Consider the following 15268-nt stretch of genomic DNA (forward strand, 5'->3'; position numbering starts at 1 on the left):
ACCACTCACAGGCTCCGCCTAATGCGCGCGGTTGACCGCCGACACCACGGCCCGCAGTGATGCGGTGGTGATGGACGTGGCGATGCCGACGCCCCACACGACCTTCGTCTCACCGGCGGGCAGGGTGACCGCGCATTCGACGTATGCGGCGGCCTGGGCGTCGTCGCCGGCGGACATGGCATGTTCCGAGTAGTCGAGCACGCGCACGTCGTAGTCGACGGTGGACAGTGCCTCGACGAACGCAGCGAGCGGTCCGTTGCCGGAGCCGGAGATGTCCTGCTCCTTGCCCTCGATCTTCACCGTTGCGGTGATCGAGTCGGTGCCGCCGTCCACCTCTGCGGCGGTGACCTTCTGCTTCATCCGCTCGAGCGGGCGAACCGGTGCCAGGTACTCCTCGTAGAAGACGTCCCACATTTCCTTGGGGGAGACCTCGCCGCCTTCGCCGTCGGTGATCTTCTGCACGGCCTGCGAGAACTCGATCTGCAGACGTCTCGGCAGGGCCAGCCCGTGATCGGACTTCATGATGTAGGCGACGCCACCCTTGCCGGACTGCGAGTTGACGCGGATGACGGCCTCGTAGGTACGTCCGACGTCCTTGGGGTCGATCGGCAGGTAGGGGACCGACCACGTGATGTCGTCGACGTCGGAGTCCTGCGAGTCCGCATCCACCTTCATGGCGTCGAGACCCTTGTTGATGGCGTCCTGGTGGCTGCCGGAGAACGCGGTGTACACCAGGTCGCCGCCGTACGGGTGACGCTCGGCGACAGGCAACTGGTTGCAGTATTCGACGGTGCGGCGAATCTCGTCGATGTTCGAGAAGTCGATCTGCGGGTCGACGCCGCGGGTGAACATGTTCAGACCCAGCGTCACCAGGCAGACGTTGCCGGTGCGTTCACCGTTGCCGAACAGGCAGCCCTCGATGCGGTCGGCACCGGCCTGGTAGCCGAGTTCGGCGGCCGCCACACCCGTGCCGCGGTCGTTGTGCGGGTGCAGGGACAGGATCACCGAATCGCGGCGGGCGAGGTTGCGGTGCATCCACTCGATCGAGTCGGCGTACACGTTCGGTGTCGCCATCTCGACGGTCGCCGGCAGGTTCACGATGACCGGTGCTTCCGGGGTGGCGCCCAGAACCTCGGTGACGGCGTCACAGACTTCCTTGGCGTACTCGAGTTCGGTGCCGGTGTACGACTCGGGGGAGTACTCCCAGCGCCACTCGGTGTCCGGGTACTTCTTCGCTTCCTCCACGGCGTACGAGGCTGCGTCGGTGGCGATCTTCTTGATCGCGTCACGATCCGCCTTGAACACCACGCGACGCTGCAGAATCGACGTCGAGTTGTAGAAGTGCACGATGACCTTGTTGGCGCCTTCACACGCCTGGAAGGTGCGTTCGATCAGCTCTTGCCGCGACTGGGTGAGGACCTGGATGGTCACGTCATCGGGGATGGCGCCGTCCTCGATGATCTCACGCACGAAATCGAAATCCGTCTGGCTCGCGGACGGGAACCCGACCTCGATCTCCTTGTAGCCCATACGCACCAGCAGTTCGAACATGCGACGCTTGCGGGCCGGGCTCATCGGATCGATCAGCGCCTGGTTGCCGTCACGCAGGTCCACGGCGCACCACTGGGGGGCGCGGTCGATGGTCTTGTCGGGCCACGTGCGATCGGCCAGCGACACCGGCTCGACCTCTTCGGCGAAAGGGCGGTAGCGGAACGTCGGCATGGACGAGTTCTTCTGTGTGTTCCACGCGGGCTGATCGGCCGGGGCCGGCTTCGTCGGCGGCGTGATGGTGCGCGTTCCGGATGTGAATGCGTCAGCGGGGGACATGGGATTGATCTCCAGATTCGGTGGGGACTTTGTGAGTCCTACGGCTGAGTCGACCGGCGCACGAAAAACCCCGCGACGGGAAGCCAGTCTGGATCAGACCCCGTCGCGGCAACCAAGAAGGAGTGCGCGCTGCATAATCTGCACTCTACTCCTCGGCAGAGAATCGCTGGCAATCGCCGCCGCGGACAGGTACGACTGATGAAATGAACTCTCGAGTCGACGTCGCGCAGTCCTATCTCGATGCGCTGCTCAGCCACGACGGAAACACCGTCCCCATCGCCCCGAACGCCGTTCGTTACGAGGTCGGGCTCAAGACCGCGTTTTCGGGAAGTCATCTGCGGCGCAGTCTGTCCGGCGGTCCGCAATACCACCTGGTTCGCGCGATCCGGGACGTGGAATGGGCGGAGTCCGGTGATGACGTCACTGCCGAGTACCTGCTCGATGCAGGTCTGTTCGGGCGCGATCTGGTGACCGTGCGGGTTGTCGAGAAGTTCCGGATTCCCGGCAACGATCTCCGGATTCACCGGATCGACGCGTCCATCCGGCTCGCCGGAAAGTGAGTGGCGCCCATACCCCGACCTTACTCGTGAGTAAGATCGGGGTATGGGCGATTCGACTACCCCCCGAACTCTCGCGTTGTGGCAGAAACTGTCCGCAAACGCCGCCGGGCGTGTGCTCTTCTCGGCGGGTGTGTGGGCGAAGGCTCCCTATTTCGCGACGGTCCTACCGACCGTCCAGGAGGTAGAGCCAGGCCGTGCGGTGGTCACGTCTGCGAAGTGGTTCGGTGTGCAGAACCACATCGGTACTTTCCATGCCATCGCGGCCTGCAACCTCGCCGAAACCGCAATGGGGATGGTGATGGAGGCTACGACGCCGCACACCCATCAGTGGATTCCCAAGGGAATGACCGTGCAGTACCTCGCGAAGGCAGGCACCAGCCTGCGCGCCGTGGCCACACTCGACCGAGACCTGGCAGCCGTCAACGAAGGTGAAGACGTTCCTGTCGAGATCGCGATCTACGACAATAACGGCGTAGAAGTTGTGCACGCACAGATCGTCACCTGGGTGCGGCCGAAATCCGATGGCCGCCCAGGATCGACACCCGGTTGAACGCGTTGATCGTGATCGCGGCTCAGATCAGCCGGTCGAGCCCCCTGTCGGCGGCGCGGGTGGCCTACCTCGAGAGCCACCCCGTTCATTGCTTTGAGCACGGACGGGGTCTGCTAGTCGACGTAGACCCGCCGACGCGCAGTCACGAGAGCGCTTCCACCGCGCGAGTGTGATCGGGAGTGACCGGATCGGCGTGTGCCGCGAATTCGTCGTGCTTCTCGATGTAGCCGGCGATGAACGAGCAGATCGGCACGATCCGCAGCTCTGTCCGCACGGTGTCGGTGAGTGCCTCCTTGGCGAGGGTGCCCGCCAGCCCCCGGCCGCCGAACTCTTCACCGATCTCGGTGTGAAAGAAGATCCGTTGCTGATCGCGATCGAGATATTCGGCGAACCCGGCGACAGCGCCGTCGACGGTGATTTCGTAGCGGTTTTCAGTTGCGGATTTGCGGACACTCGGATTCGAATCGGCAGTCATGTTCCCACTGTAGGTGTGGCGTCAGGATCCAACCTTGGCAGTGGTGTGGACGATGATCGCGCAGGAAGCGGGCACACTGGCGGGCTATGCAACCGAATGTGAAATCGAGCTTGTGGAACGGAGGCGGTTTCGCCGTGCTCTCCGCTCCGTTCGCCGCTGGTCTGACGGCCCTGGCGTGGCAGTTCCCCATAGCTGTCGCCGGCACCCACGGCCACTCGATCGGAGCCGCGATCGGCGCGACGATCACCATGGTCATGTTCATGACGTTGTTCTCTATTTTTGCCGGTGTGGTCGCAATAGGCGCGGTGGGAGCCGGAGCCGGTTACCTAGCACGGCACCGTTCTCCCGCAGCAGTGCGTATCTCCGGTATCGCCGTCGGCTGCGTCTCAGCGGTGGTGGTGGCTGTCGCAGACGTCGTTCTCACCGGTCACTAGATCTGTGTATGCACGCAAACCCGTGATCACGAACCCACCTTGGGCGTTGCGCGCGCGATGATCGCTGCGGTGTCGACGCTGGTCGGCAGTGTCCCGAACACGCTGCCCCAGTCGCCTGCCAGCCGGGTCGAGGTGAAGGCATCCGCGACGGCGGGATGCCCGAACCGCACCAGCAGCGACCCCTGCAGGGCGAGGGCCATGTCGCCGACGATGCTGCGTGCCCGATGCTCGAGTGTGCCCATGTCGGAGAAGCTTGCCTTGACCCGGGCTACGGCGTCGTCGAGCCGGCGGTCCACTCCTGCGCTGCGATCGAGCTCGTCGAAGAACGCCTGCAACGACTCCGGCTGCTTCGCCATCGCCCGCAGGGCATCCAGCGCGGCCACATTGCCGGATCCTTCCCACACCGACAGGACCGGCGCCTCGCGGTAGAGCCGCGGCATTCGCGAATCCTCCACGTACCCGTTGCCGCCCAAGCATTCCAGCGCCTCCGCTGCGTGGATCGGGCCGCGTTTGCACACGAAGTACTTGCTGACGGCCAAGGAGATGCGGCGCAGGGCGATGGCCTGCTCGTCTCCGGACGTCGCCCGGTCGGTGAGCGCTGCCAGCCACATCGCCACCGTGGTGGACGCCTCGGACTCCACCGCCAGATCGGCAAGGACGTTGCGCATCAACGGCTGGTCGACGAGGTGTTTGCCGAACGCGCTGCGATGCAGTGCATGGTGGGCTGCTTGGGCGGTCCCGGCTCGCATCCCGATGCTGGTGCCGATCGTGCAGTCGAGGCGGGTCATATTGACCATCTCGATGATGGTCGGAACGCCGCGCCCCTCGTCGCCGACCATCCACGCCACGGCGTCGTTGTATTCGACCTCTGCGCTGGCGTTGGAGTGGTTGCCCAGCTTGTCTTTGAGTCGCTGCAGGTACATCCGATTGAGAGTGCCGTCGGGCAGCACTCGGGGAAGGAAGAAGCACGAGAGACCGGATTCGGTCTGTGCGAGGACCAGGAAGATGTCGGACATCGGTGCCGAGGTGAACCATTTGTGGCCTGTCAGGAGGTAGCTTCCGTCGCTTTGCCGTACCGCCTGGGTGGTGCCGGCCCGGACGTCGGAGCCGCCCTGCTTCTCGGTCATCGACATGCCCGCGATCAAGCCCGTCTTCGTGAGCGGGACGCCGAGTTTCGGATCGTACGTATGGGAGGTCAGGAGCGGCTCGTACTGGGCGGACAGCTCCGGATTGTGGCGCAGGGCCGGGACGACGGCGTACGTCATCGAGATGGGGCACTGATGCCCGGCGTCCACCTGTCCCCAGACGGCCAGCTTCGCGCCCCGAACCAGATGCGCGTGCGGATTCGGGTCCGCCCAGGGGGAGCCGTGCAAGCCGAGTTCGACGGCCGTGTTCATCAGATGGTGGTAGGCGGGGTCGTACTCCACCTCGTCGATCCGGTGCCCGTACCGATCGTGGGTTCGCAACACGGGTGGGTGGGCTTCGGCAAGATCACCCCACCGCTGCGCCTCATCGCTTCCGGCGAGCCGGCCGACCCGATGCACCTCGTCCAAAGATTCGTGGGCGCCCTCGCGTTGCAGCGCCTCGAGGATGGGCGCGTACTCGGCGGCGTCGTAGTCCACCAGGGGCGGCGTCTGGTTGAACACTTCGTGGGTGGCGGTCATAACGGACTCCCTAACGATCGGAGGGTGAAGGTGCGGAGTGCGGGCAGGATGGCCGAGTCGGCCGATCCTGTGGCAGCTGATCTCTTGGCAAGGGGGAGAACGAGGGCTTCGCCGATGGCGCCGACGAGACAGGCGGCGGTCACGGTCGCATCCTGGGGCGGGAGTTCGCCTCCGTCCACGGCTGCGGCGATGGCAACGGCCAGGGCATCGCGGAACGATTCACGGAACAACAGTCGCTCCGTGTCGACGGCGGGATCGACGGGCTCGACGAGAAGTGCGTACGCCATCGTCGGGGCACGGAGCGCGCGTTCGGCGAAGGTGAGTACGAACGCCGTCGCCGCGTCGGTGCTCGAACCCGACGCCGCTCGGGCAGCGCTGCCTGCTTGCACCGATGCGTCGACCTCGCGGCCACACGAGATGCGGAACACCTCAGCGAACAATTCGCCTTTGTTCGCGAAATGCCGGTAGACGGTTCCGGTGCCCACCCCGGCATCCGCGGCGACCGCGGCGACGGAGCAGCCTGCGTACCCGTTTTGCGCAACCAGGCCCGTTGCAGACTCGATCAGCCGCTCGCGGAGTGCGTCGAGGCGGTCTTGAACGGCAGGGGTGCGCCGGTAGGCCATACAAGAAGTGAACACCTATTCCGTTCTTGGGTCAACATGGATACTGGTTTCGACCGTCAGCCGCCACTCCCAGGAGAACTCCCCTTGCCGGATCGAACGAACTTCGAGCTCTCGTCCATACCCGATCAAACGAACAAGACAATCTTGATCACCGGAGCGAACAATGGTCTGGGTTTACAGTCGGCGACAGAACTGGCCAGAGCGGGCGCTCGCGTGTTGCTTGCCTGCCGGAACCAGGAGACCGCGGCGGCGGCCCTCGCGCAGGTTCGGAAGGTCTCACCTGCCGGGGCCGAGCACCTCGTTGTCCCACTCGACCTGGCCGACCTGTCATCCGTCCGCGATGCGGCCGAGCAGGCACGCAAGGCAGCGCCGGTCATCGACGTTCTCATCAACAACGCGGGCCTGATGGCCGTACCCTTCGGCCGCACCGTCGACGGCTTCGAGATGCAGCTGGGGATCAATCATCTGGGGCACTTCGCACTCACCGACGCACTGTTGCCCGCGCTGATGGCCGCCCCGGCCCCACGGGTGGTGAGCCTCTCCAGCGTGGCTCACCGCCGTGGACGCATCGACCTCGACGACCTGAATTTCCACCGCCGCGAATACTCGCGTATGGGCGCCTACAGTCAGTCCAAACTTGCAAACCTGATGTTCAGCAGTGAGCTCGCACGACGAAGCGACGCGGCAGACGGACATCTGACAGCGGCTGCCGCGCATCCGGGGATCGCCGCTACCAACCTGTTCGACTCGATGATCCCCGCCATCCCCGGCGCACTCGCGTTGACCCACCTGGGCATGAAACTGTTCGCAAACGACGAGAAGGACGGTGCGCTCAGTCAGCTCTATGCCGCCACCATGCCCGATGTGCGCAGCGACGACTACCTGGGTCCCAACGAGCTCGGCGGGGCGCGCGGCCCCGTTCGAAGGTCCCCCCGGACCCGAACCTCGAAGAATCGGGAGCTCGCAGCCGGGCTGTGGGAGAAGTCCGTGGAGCTGACGGGCGCCCGGTACGAGGGGCTCGGCGCGGCGCGCGGGTAGTGTCACCCGGGACTTTCTGGGGAGGACGCAGCATGGGCAGTAGGGCACGGATCGCGGCGATCCTCGGCGTGGGGATGGTCCTGGCTGCCTGCGGTGGAGCAGAGGGTAGTCCAGCGCCGGTGCCGCCGAAACCCTTCAGTCCGGCACAGTCGCGTCAACTGGCGGTCGAGGACGCCCTGCGTGCTGCGGACCCGTGCGGACTACTCGACGAGAAAGTGCTGGCCGGCGAAGGCGAGGTGCTGCAATACGGGTCTGCGGTGCAACCCTCCGTCTGTTCCGCACTGATTCGCGACGGCGCAGGCGCCGAGACCGCTGTGGACGTCTCATTGCTCCCGTCGATGCTGTCGGACACCGCAGTGTCGAATCCTGTCGAGATGAACGGCGTGACCGCCTACCTCGGCGGTGGCCCGGATCTCGGGCGCGGCACCTGCCAGCGTGTGTTCGAGCTCGACCTGGGCGATCTTCCGGAACGCACGCCGGCGCAGTACGCCACCGTGCGAACCGGCGGGCCTGCCGACACGGACAGTTGCCCGCTCGCCGACGCCGTACTCGAAGGTGCGACCGCTCGTATGCAGGCGGGGCTCCCCAGCCGTGTCGACGGTGCCGACTGGTCCGTGGACGCCGTGGACTCGAACCCCTGCGAGATTCTCACGGCATTCCCCGAAGCAACTCCCATCGTCGACACTGCGCTGCCGCCGACCCCCTTCGAGTGCACCTTCTATCCGGACGGTGTGGAGTCGAATGGAAACGAGGTGTCGTTGGCCATCGGCGTGAAGGCAGTGAGCGACCGGGAAACGGACGAATCGTACGAGCCGGAAACGGTCGCGGATCGCTGCCGATCGAGCTTTCCGGTGGGTCGGGAGATCGACGTCACACGCCCGGATGTCGAGGTCGACCAGTTCGCCCGCGACCTGGGTCACGCTCGCGCCGTCATCACTGTTCACGGTGGTGACTGCACTGTCGTCCGAAAGGTGGCCGACGCGGCCCGATCCACCTTCGAATGAGGCGCTGTGGGCAATCCGCCTGGGGTTTCGAGGCCCTCCTCGGTAGGCTCACCACCTGGATAAGTTCATTTTTGTCGACCTGGAGGTAGAAACGCGTGGCTCTCGTCGTCCAGAAGTACGGCGGATCCTCGGTGGCATCAGCCGAGCGGATCCGACGCGTCGCGGAACGAATCGTAGAGACCAAGAAGGCCGGCAACGATGTCGTCGTCGTGGTATCGGCGATGGGTGACAGCACCGACGAATTGCTCGATTTGGCGCAGCAGGTGTGCCCGTCCCCGCCGGCCCGTGAAATGGACATGCTTCTCACCTCGGGTGAGCGCATCTCCAATGCTTTGGTAGCTATGGCCATCCACTCCTTGGGAGCGGAGGCCCGTTCGTTCACCGGTTCGCAGGCAGGTGTCATCACCACCAGCAGCCACGGTAAGGCCAAAATCATCGACGTCACCCCCGGCCGTGTGCAGGATGCACTCGACGAGGGTTCGATCGTTCTCGTTGCCGGATTCCAGGGTGTGAGTCAGGACAGCAAAGACATCACCACCCTCGGGCGCGGCGGTTCCGACACCACGGCAGTCGCACTCGCGGCCGCACTGAATGCGGACGTCTGCGAGATCTACACCGACGTGGACGGCATCTACAGCGCCGACCCGCGCATCGTGAAAGACGCGCAGCACCTGGCAAAGGTGTCGTTCGAGGAAATGCTCGAACTCGCAGCCTGCGGCGCGAAGGTTCTCATGCTGCGGTGCGTCGAATACGCCCGCCGCTACAACGTGCCCGTGCACGTTCGCTCGTCGTACACCGCCAAGCCCGGCACGATCGTGTCCGGATCGATGGAGGATATTCCCGTGGAAGAGGCCCTGATCACCGGTGTCGCGCATGATCGCGGCGAATCCAAGGTCACCGTTGTCGGCATCCCCGACAACCCCGGCTACGCGGCGCGGGTCTTCCGTGCGGTCGCGGACGCCGAGATCAACATCGACATGGTGTTGCAGAACATCTCGAAGATCGACACCGGTCGCACCGACATCACCTTCACCCTGCCGACCGCCGACGGTCCCCGCGCGGTGGAGATGCTGACCAAGCTGCAGGACGACCTCGGCTTCACCCAGGTGCTGTTCGACGATCACATCGGCAAGGTGTCGCTCGTCGGCGCGGGTATGCGCAGCCACCCCGGCGTCACGGCCACGTTCTGCGAGGCGCTGTCGGACGCGGGCATCAACATCGACCTGATCTCGACGTCGGAGATTCGCATCTCGGTTCTCGTCGACGACGACGAACTCGACGACGCAGTTCGGGCCATCCACAACGCATTCGATCTCGGCGGCGATCAGGAAGCTGTCGTGCATGCGGGAACAGGGCGGTAGATCTTCATGACCACCATTGCTGTAGTTGGTGCCACCGGTCAGGTCGGCATCGTCATGCGCACCCTCCTCGAGGAGCGCAACTTCCCGGCCGACAAGGTGCGGTTCTTCGCATCCGCGCGCTCGGCCGGTAAGAAGCTGCCGTTCCGCGGCGAGGAGATCGTCGTCGAGGACGCGGAGGCCACGTCGGACGAGGATTTGAAGGGTATCGACATCGCCCTGTTCTCGGCCGGTGCCACGTTGTCTCGCGTGCAGGCTCCGCGGTTCGCCGCTGCCGGTGCCACCGTCGTCGACAACTCGTCAGCGTGGCGCAAGGACCCCGAGGTGCCCCTCGTGGTCAGCGAGGTCAACCCGGAGGCCACCGAGAATCTGGTGAAGGGGATCATCGCGAACCCCAACTGCACCACCATGGCCGCCATGCCGGTCCTCAAGGCCCTGCACGACGAGGCCGAACTGAAGCGTCTGGTCGTGTCCAGCTACCAGGCCGTGTCCGGTAGCGGTGTTGCCGGTGTCGAGGAGTTGCTCGGTCAGGTGCGCGCCGTGGTCGACGACGCCGAGAAGCTGGTTCACGACGGCAGTGCCGTCGACTTCCCGGCACCGAACAAGTACGTCGCACCCATCGCGTTCAACGTGCTCCCGATGGCGGGCGGCATCGTCGACGACGGCAGCGGCGAGACCGACGAGGATCAGAAGCTGCGCAACGAGAGCCGCAAGATCCTCGGCCTTCCCGACCTGTTGGTGTCCGGCACCTGCGTGCGTGTCCCGGTCGTCACCGGTCATTCGCTGTCGATCAACGCCGAGTTCGCGAACCCGCTGTCGGTCGAGCGTGCCCAGGAAATCCTGAAGGCCGCCCCCGGAGTTCAGCTGGCGGACGTGCCGACGCCCCTCGCGGCGGCAGGCGGCGACGCTTCGCTTGTCGGCCGTATCCGTCAGGATCCGGGAGCGCCGGAAGGCCGCGGACTCGCGCTGTTCGTCACGGGCGACAACCTACGCAAGGGCGCGGCACTCAACACCATTCAGATCGCAGAACTGCTGGTCTGAGTCACCGACAGTTCTGTGTCGCGTCACCCGCGGCGAGCATGTCTCGCCGCGGGTGACGCGTCTTCCAGGCCGCTTGCCCAGGCCCCGGTTTGCGTGTCGACATGGACTGCATAGGGTTGCCGAGTGCGACATTCTGGGCAAAACCGAATCGACTCGACACCATCCGAACTGTTCCTCGGCAACCGGGGCCGTGCTGCCGTCGCGGTGTCCGCAGTGGTGGTTTCGCTCTATCTCGGCGTCATGTTCCTGCTCGGTGACTTCATCGACCTGCTCGTGTACCGGCTCGGCGCAACGGTGTTGCTCGACGGCGACGACATCTACGGCTCGTTGCCTGCGGTTGTCGACGGCGTCTGGTTGCCGTTCACGTATCCGCCGTTCGCGGCAATGCTGTTCGCTCCGTTGGCGTTGATTCCGGTCGAGCTCGGCAAGGTCGTCTTCACTCTGGTGTCCGTTGCGGCGCTGGCGATGACACTGCGGATGGTGCTCGCTCGGGTGTGGCCGCAACTCGAGGCGAGGGCTGCATGGGCCGCCAGTGCCATCGCGGTAGCGGTGGCACTTGTGCTCGAGCCGATCCGCGAGACCGTCAGCTTCGGGCAGATCAACATGATCCTGATGGCACTGGTGGCGATCGACGTCCTGGCGAAGAATCCGAAATGGCCACGTGGATTGCTGATCGGTATCGCAGCCGCGATCAAGTTGACCCCCATCGGGTTCCTGCTGTTGTTCCTGGTCAAACGAGACTGGCGGACCAGTGCCCACATCGTCGGTGGGGCACTGGGAGCGACCGCACTGGCCTTCGTCGTGATGCCCGGGACCTCGGTGAAGTATTGGCTGCACACTCTCGCTGATACGGGGCGAATCGGCGCCGAGTACTTCGCCAACAACCAGTCCTTCAAGGCTGTCATCTCGCGTTTCGGGCCGCCCGATCAGCTCGGATCGGTGTTGTGGGTGATTGCCGTCGCGGTGATGCTCGTGGTTGCGGTGATCGCCATCCGGCGGGCCCTCGACCGCGGTGACATCGTGTTGGCAATGACGGCGAACGCGGTGGCAATCCTGTTGGCATCACCGGTGTCGTGGTCGCATCACTGGGTGTGGGTCGCCCCCGCGCTGCTGGGATTGGTGGTCGGAGTGCTTCGAGTTTCCGACGCCCGGAACCTCGCCGGAGCGGCCGGTCTGGGTGTCGTCTTCTTGGTCGGTCCGCACCACCTCCTGCCGGCCGGTGACGACCTCGAACTGGACTGGGCGCTGTGGCAGCACCTGCTCGGAACCCTCTACGTGACGGTCGGCTTCGGATTTCTGGTGTGGCTTGCTTTCGCGGCTTATCGGGGGCGGCCGCAGTCGGCTCCCACCGAGGCCTTTTCGAATTCGGGGGGTAGTGCGTCGATTCCGGAGTACCGTCCCGAACGGTAGGCAACCGGATGCGGGGAGGGGAGTGTGCCGATGGCCAGACAGTTCTCGCGGCGAGTGATGGTGCGTGGTCTTGCCTTCGCGGCTGGGGCCGGGGCAGTCGGCGTGGGCGCCGCCAGGGCCTTCCCGTTCGACGTGGATCCGGCCAACCCGCTGATCTTCTCCTCGCCGCCGCTGGAGCCTTTTCGTGAGCAGTTGCCGATCCTGCCCACACTCGGCGGGTCGTCGATCGACCTGCAGGCGCGCACCACGCTGCACCGGTTCCACCCCGATCTGGCTGTGTCCTCGGCTCTCGCGTACGGCGGGGTGGACTACCTGGGTCCGACGATCGAAGCGGAGGTCGGACGGCAGACCACCATCGTCTACCGGAACGACATTGCAGTTCATCCGCTGGCCGCGGACTTCGACACGAGCCTGCACGGGGTGAACGACCACGATCGCACAGCCGTCCCTACGTCGATGCATCTGCACGGCGGATCCACGCCACCGGAATCCGACGGCCACCCGGAGTTGACGCAGCGACCGGGCCAGGAGTTGGTGCACCACTTTCCGAATCGTCAGGAGGCGTGCGGTCTCTGGTATCACGATCACGCGATGGGCATCACGCGGCTCAATCTGTATGCGGGCCTGGCCGGGATGTACCTGCTGCGTGACCGGTACGACACGGGCGGGCCGAACAATGTGCTCGGGCTTCCGTCCGGGGAGTTCGAGTTACCGCTCGTCCTGCAGGACAAGAGATTCACGGAGTCGGGGCGGCAGAGCGTGCGCACGTACGTCTTGGCGCCGCAGGGAACCTGGGATGTGGCTACACCGGGTGACGTCGGCCTCGTCAACGGCAAGGTGTGGCCTGAAATGGAGGTGGCGCGGGGCCTGTACCGGCTCAGGCTGCTGAACGCGGCGTCGTTCAGCGTGTGGAACCTGCACTTCGGAAACCGTATGCGGTTCTGGGTGATCGGGATGGAAGGCGGGCTGCTCGACGCGCCGGTGCCCACCGATCATGTGCGACTGAGCCCCGGCGAACGGGCGGACGTGTTGGTGGACTTCGGCGGCTTGGCCCCCGGCGACTCCGTCGAACTTCGTAATGATGAACCAGTGCCACTGGGAGTGGCGCAGCGCGGAGTGCAGGTGATGCCGCTGTTCTGCCGGTTCGTCATCGGTGGTGCGCGGGGCTTCACGGGACCGGTGCCCGAGACGTTGCGCGGCCGCTCGGGGCAACCGGCCGTGCTGGCGCCGGTGTCCACGCCGCAGCGGGTGCGAAACGTGTCGGTGATGCAGTTGTCGAACCCTCTGGCGTCACCGTCGATCACCATGTCCCTGAACAATTTGCACTACACGACCACCGACATCGAAACGCCGCGGCAGGGCACGGTCGAGCAGTGGAACATCGTCAACATCACGTCCGAGCCGCACCCCATCCATCTGCACCTGGTCACCTTCCGGGTGCTGGGCCGCCAGGCGCTCGACACGGCGCGTCTGACCGGTGCGCACCCCATACCTCCCGTGGGCACCCGCTGGACCCCCGATCCCGAGCCCTTCGTGCTCGGATCACCCCGGCCGCCGCAGCCGTGGGAATCCGGGTTCAAGGACACCGTGATAGCCGAGGCGAACTCGGTCACCCGAATCATCGTCCGTTTCCCGACGGCCGACGAACTCGGCTTCGACCCCGACGCCACCTTCGGTGCGGGCATGCACGATCACGGCGGTCGTTCCGAGCCGCTGCAGGGGTACGTGTGGCACTGCCACATGCTCGATCACGAAGATCACGACATGATGCTCAGATACCGACTGCTGCAATGATTCGCAATCCACCATTGCACCGTCGATTCGGTGGGCCTTTTCTCAGTCCCGCCGGTTGCCGGGGATGCCGATAATCGCGAACAGCAATGCGCCGACCAGCAAGATTGCCACAACTCGTGTGCTCCGGGCATCGGCGCCCAGCTCTGACCACGTCAACGCCTGAGCAACGACGGACAACCCGTATAGACCGACGGCAGCGGACTGAAAGCGGTTCACACGCCCACCCTAATCATCGCTGTCGTCGAGTACGCTGCCGATGCACCTATGTCCACCATCCGTGGGCTGCGAGATCGACTGACAATCACCCGCAGCTGGTGGAGAACCTGATCTGAGAATCGGTACGGCTGTGTGGGTTCGCGGTCGCCCGGAACGACATGACTCCATCCATCCCAAAGAACGAAGTCTCCGGACACGCCGGGGTGATCCACTGCGCGACACGCTGTGGGGGAGCAGTACTTGGCCCCGATCGGTGAACGCCTGGCGCAGGAGATGCCCCGGGGTGAGCCGATGACAGAGGCATGGGATTCTCACACCGACACTGCCAAGTGCCTGACATTGGAGCTGGCGCTGTGGGCGCGCACGAACGGCGCAGGCATCGTTTAGCAGCCCTACCCACGGCGGCGACCGAGTTCGGCGCGCGCGGCGTCGTAGACGAGGAACGGCTTTCCCGGTTCCGCATTCGGCACGGCTTCGCGCTCGAGATCCTTCAGGAAGTCCTCGAGCTGTTCCGTAGTCCACCTGTCCAGTCCGGTGACGCGACGATTCTCGGTCATGACTTCACGATCCACCCTATGCCCGACAACCGTCATATGCGCTGGCCCGGGTCATTCATGCCTGCGGACGTATCGGAACCGCACGTTATCGAAAACGGTTACCGATAATATGTCAGGTAAACGCTAATTCGCCTCTTCTGTAATCCAATTCACGTTCCTGGCGACGAGGGCATCGTTGGGACTCGGACGTGTCTGATCGCCCAGTATTCGGAGCCGGGGTCATCGACCCGATCGAGGGGATCGGGGATCGGGAAGGCGCTCCCCGGTAGGCAGGCCCGGCAGCCCTTGCTGTGTCCGATCGACCGCTGGGGGCACCTGTCGTATGCGCAACCGATGACACCGCACTCGGTGTCCGCGTTGGCGCGGGGGCATCGTCCGCCCAGGCCCCGGTCTGGAAGGTACTGCCGGTACGTACACAGGATGGGATCGATGTCCGGGTCGAGCCCGACCTCACCCTCGATCCGTCGCGCTACGACCGTGGCACGGCAGCCTGCCGCCGTGACCACCAGGACCTCAAGGATCTGACCGCCGCCTTCGATGAGATCGAAGCCCGCGCCGATGCGTTCTGCGATGAGCTGCTCACAGTGCTGGAGGGGCTGTAGCCGCTGGTCGGCACAACCGAGGGGTGCGCTCGATACCGGACGCCGAAGTAGAGCCCCCTGGTCACGCTGCAGGAGCGTCGAGGAGTCGACATCGCATACGCTGTGATGGACTACG

At 65.0% G+C, this 15268-nt stretch carries 16 protein-coding genes; 10 read left to right on the forward strand and 6 right to left on the reverse strand.

All coding sequences use genetic code 11. The features are described from left to right. Positions 1-18: 18 nt before the first annotated feature. Entirely contained in the window at positions 19-1827 is a 1809-nt protein-coding gene (leuA, locus tag ACZI8Q_RS05025; protein WP_463372396.1) for a 2-isopropylmalate synthase, read from the reverse strand. A gap of 203 nt (positions 1828-2030) precedes the next feature. On the opposite strand from leuA, the gene ACZI8Q_RS05030 reads away from it, so the two are divergent. Further along, positions 2031-2387, forward strand: coding sequence for a hypothetical protein (locus ACZI8Q_RS05030; protein ID WP_463372397.1), 357 nt, complete (start codon positions 2031-2033; stop codon positions 2385-2387). A gap of 43 nt (positions 2388-2430) precedes the next feature. Then, positions 2431-2937 carry a hotdog fold domain-containing protein gene (locus tag ACZI8Q_RS05035; protein ID WP_463372398.1) on the forward strand — a complete coding sequence of 169 codons (507 nt, stop codon included), beginning with the start codon at positions 2431-2433 and terminating at the stop codon, positions 2935-2937. 142 nt (positions 2938-3079) lie between these two features. Here ACZI8Q_RS05035 and ACZI8Q_RS05040 read toward each other — a convergent pair whose 3' ends face one another. Further along, positions 3080-3412 carry a GNAT family N-acetyltransferase gene (locus ACZI8Q_RS05040; protein WP_463372399.1) on the reverse strand — a complete coding sequence of 111 codons (333 nt, stop codon included), beginning with the start codon at positions 3410-3412 and terminating at the stop codon, positions 3080-3082. A gap of 86 nt (positions 3413-3498) precedes the next feature. On the opposite strand from ACZI8Q_RS05040, the gene ACZI8Q_RS05045 reads away from it, so the two are divergent. Continuing rightward, positions 3499-3846: a hypothetical protein gene (locus ACZI8Q_RS05045; RefSeq protein ID WP_463372400.1), complete on the forward strand. Its 348-nt coding sequence runs from the start codon at positions 3499-3501 to the stop codon at positions 3844-3846. Between the two features lie 26 nt (positions 3847-3872). On the opposite strand, the gene ACZI8Q_RS05050 is transcribed toward ACZI8Q_RS05045, so the two are convergent. Both ACZI8Q_RS05050 and ACZI8Q_RS05055 read right to left on the reverse strand, forming a co-directional pair. After that, positions 3873-5510 carry an acyl-CoA dehydrogenase family protein gene (locus ACZI8Q_RS05050; protein ID WP_463372401.1) on the reverse strand — a complete coding sequence of 546 codons (1638 nt, stop codon included), beginning with the start codon at positions 5508-5510 and terminating at the stop codon, positions 3873-3875. Next, the gene (locus ACZI8Q_RS05055; RefSeq protein WP_463372402.1) at positions 5507-6133 is read right to left on the reverse strand and encodes a TetR/AcrR family transcriptional regulator; all 627 of its coding nucleotides are present in this window, start codon (positions 6131-6133) and stop codon (positions 5507-5509) included. Before ACZI8Q_RS05055 ends, ACZI8Q_RS05050 begins: the two co-directional genes overlap by 4 nt. An 84-nt stretch (positions 6134-6217) precedes the next feature. Here ACZI8Q_RS05055 and ACZI8Q_RS05060 point away from each other — a divergent pair, with 84 nt between their 5' ends. From ACZI8Q_RS05060 to ACZI8Q_RS05085, 6 genes are all read left to right on the forward strand, one after another. Further along, positions 6218-7171, forward strand: a complete 954-nt coding sequence (locus tag ACZI8Q_RS05060; RefSeq protein WP_463372403.1) for an oxidoreductase — start codon at positions 6218-6220, stop codon at positions 7169-7171. Positions 7172-7203: 32 nt separating this feature from the next. Next, entirely contained in the window at positions 7204-8175 is a 972-nt protein-coding gene (locus ACZI8Q_RS05065; protein ID WP_463372404.1) for a hypothetical protein, read from the forward strand. 95 nt (positions 8176-8270) lie between these two features. Next, a complete protein-coding gene (locus tag ACZI8Q_RS05070; RefSeq protein WP_463372405.1) occupies positions 8271-9536 on the forward strand; it encodes an aspartate kinase in 1266 nt (421 codons plus the stop codon). A 6-nt stretch (positions 9537-9542) separates the two neighbouring features. After that, positions 9543-10574 (forward strand): aspartate-semialdehyde dehydrogenase, encoded by a 1032-nt coding sequence (locus ACZI8Q_RS05075; RefSeq protein WP_463372406.1) that lies wholly within the window; start codon positions 9543-9545, stop codon positions 10572-10574. A gap of 123 nt (positions 10575-10697) precedes the next feature. Continuing rightward, positions 10698-11984 (forward strand): glycosyltransferase 87 family protein, encoded by a 1287-nt coding sequence (locus ACZI8Q_RS05080; protein ID WP_463372407.1) that lies wholly within the window; start codon positions 10698-10700, stop codon positions 11982-11984. A gap of 30 nt (positions 11985-12014) precedes the next feature. Next, the gene (locus tag ACZI8Q_RS05085; RefSeq protein ID WP_463372409.1) at positions 12015-13778 is read left to right on the forward strand and encodes a multicopper oxidase family protein; all 1764 of its coding nucleotides are present in this window, start codon (positions 12015-12017) and stop codon (positions 13776-13778) included. Positions 13779-13820: 42 nt separating this feature from the next. Here ACZI8Q_RS05085 and ACZI8Q_RS05090 read toward each other — a convergent pair whose 3' ends face one another. Then, positions 13821-13994 (reverse strand): hypothetical protein, encoded by a 174-nt coding sequence (locus ACZI8Q_RS05090; protein ID WP_463372410.1) that lies wholly within the window; start codon positions 13992-13994, stop codon positions 13821-13823. A gap of 392 nt (positions 13995-14386) precedes the next feature. Beyond that, positions 14387-14551 carry a hypothetical protein gene (locus tag ACZI8Q_RS05095; RefSeq protein ID WP_463372411.1) on the reverse strand — a complete coding sequence of 55 codons (165 nt, stop codon included), beginning with the start codon at positions 14549-14551 and terminating at the stop codon, positions 14387-14389. A gap of 290 nt (positions 14552-14841) precedes the next feature. Here ACZI8Q_RS05095 and ACZI8Q_RS05100 point away from each other — a divergent pair, with 290 nt between their 5' ends. Continuing rightward, the gene (locus tag ACZI8Q_RS05100; protein WP_463372412.1) at positions 14842-15153 is read left to right on the forward strand and encodes a hypothetical protein; all 312 of its coding nucleotides are present in this window, start codon (positions 14842-14844) and stop codon (positions 15151-15153) included. Positions 15154-15268: the final 115 nt, after the last annotated feature.

This window comes from Rhodococcus quanlei (assembly GCF_055231015.1).

What these genes read in the sequence shown, in the direction of transcription:
- leuA (WP_463372396.1), bottom strand. Translation starts at nt 1,827, where the DNA reads ATGTCCCCCGCTGACGCATTCACATCCGGAACGCGCACCATCACGCCG.
- ACZI8Q_RS05030 (WP_463372397.1), top strand. Translation starts at nt 2,031, where the DNA reads ATGAACTCTCGAGTCGACGTCGCGCAGTCCTATCTCGATGCGCTGCTC.
- ACZI8Q_RS05035 (WP_463372398.1), top strand. Translation starts at nt 2,431, where the DNA reads ATGGGCGATTCGACTACCCCCCGAACTCTCGCGTTGTGGCAGAAACTG.
- ACZI8Q_RS05040 (WP_463372399.1), bottom strand. Translation starts at nt 3,412, where the DNA reads ATGACTGCCGATTCGAATCCGAGTGTCCGCAAATCCGCAACTGAAAAC.
- ACZI8Q_RS05045 (WP_463372400.1), top strand. Translation starts at nt 3,499, where the DNA reads ATGCAACCGAATGTGAAATCGAGCTTGTGGAACGGAGGCGGTTTCGCC.
- ACZI8Q_RS05050 (WP_463372401.1), bottom strand. Translation starts at nt 5,510, where the DNA reads ATGACCGCCACCCACGAAGTGTTCAACCAGACGCCGCCCCTGGTGGAC.
- ACZI8Q_RS05055 (WP_463372402.1), bottom strand. Translation starts at nt 6,133, where the DNA reads ATGGCCTACCGGCGCACCCCTGCCGTTCAAGACCGCCTCGACGCACTC.
- ACZI8Q_RS05065 (WP_463372404.1), top strand. Translation starts at nt 7,204, where the DNA reads ATGGGCAGTAGGGCACGGATCGCGGCGATCCTCGGCGTGGGGATGGTC.
- ACZI8Q_RS05075 (WP_463372406.1), top strand. Translation starts at nt 9,543, where the DNA reads ATGACCACCATTGCTGTAGTTGGTGCCACCGGTCAGGTCGGCATCGTC.
- ACZI8Q_RS05085 (WP_463372409.1), top strand. Translation starts at nt 12,015, where the DNA reads ATGGCCAGACAGTTCTCGCGGCGAGTGATGGTGCGTGGTCTTGCCTTC.
- ACZI8Q_RS05095 (WP_463372411.1), bottom strand. Translation starts at nt 14,551, where the DNA reads ATGACCGAGAATCGTCGCGTCACCGGACTGGACAGGTGGACTACGGAA.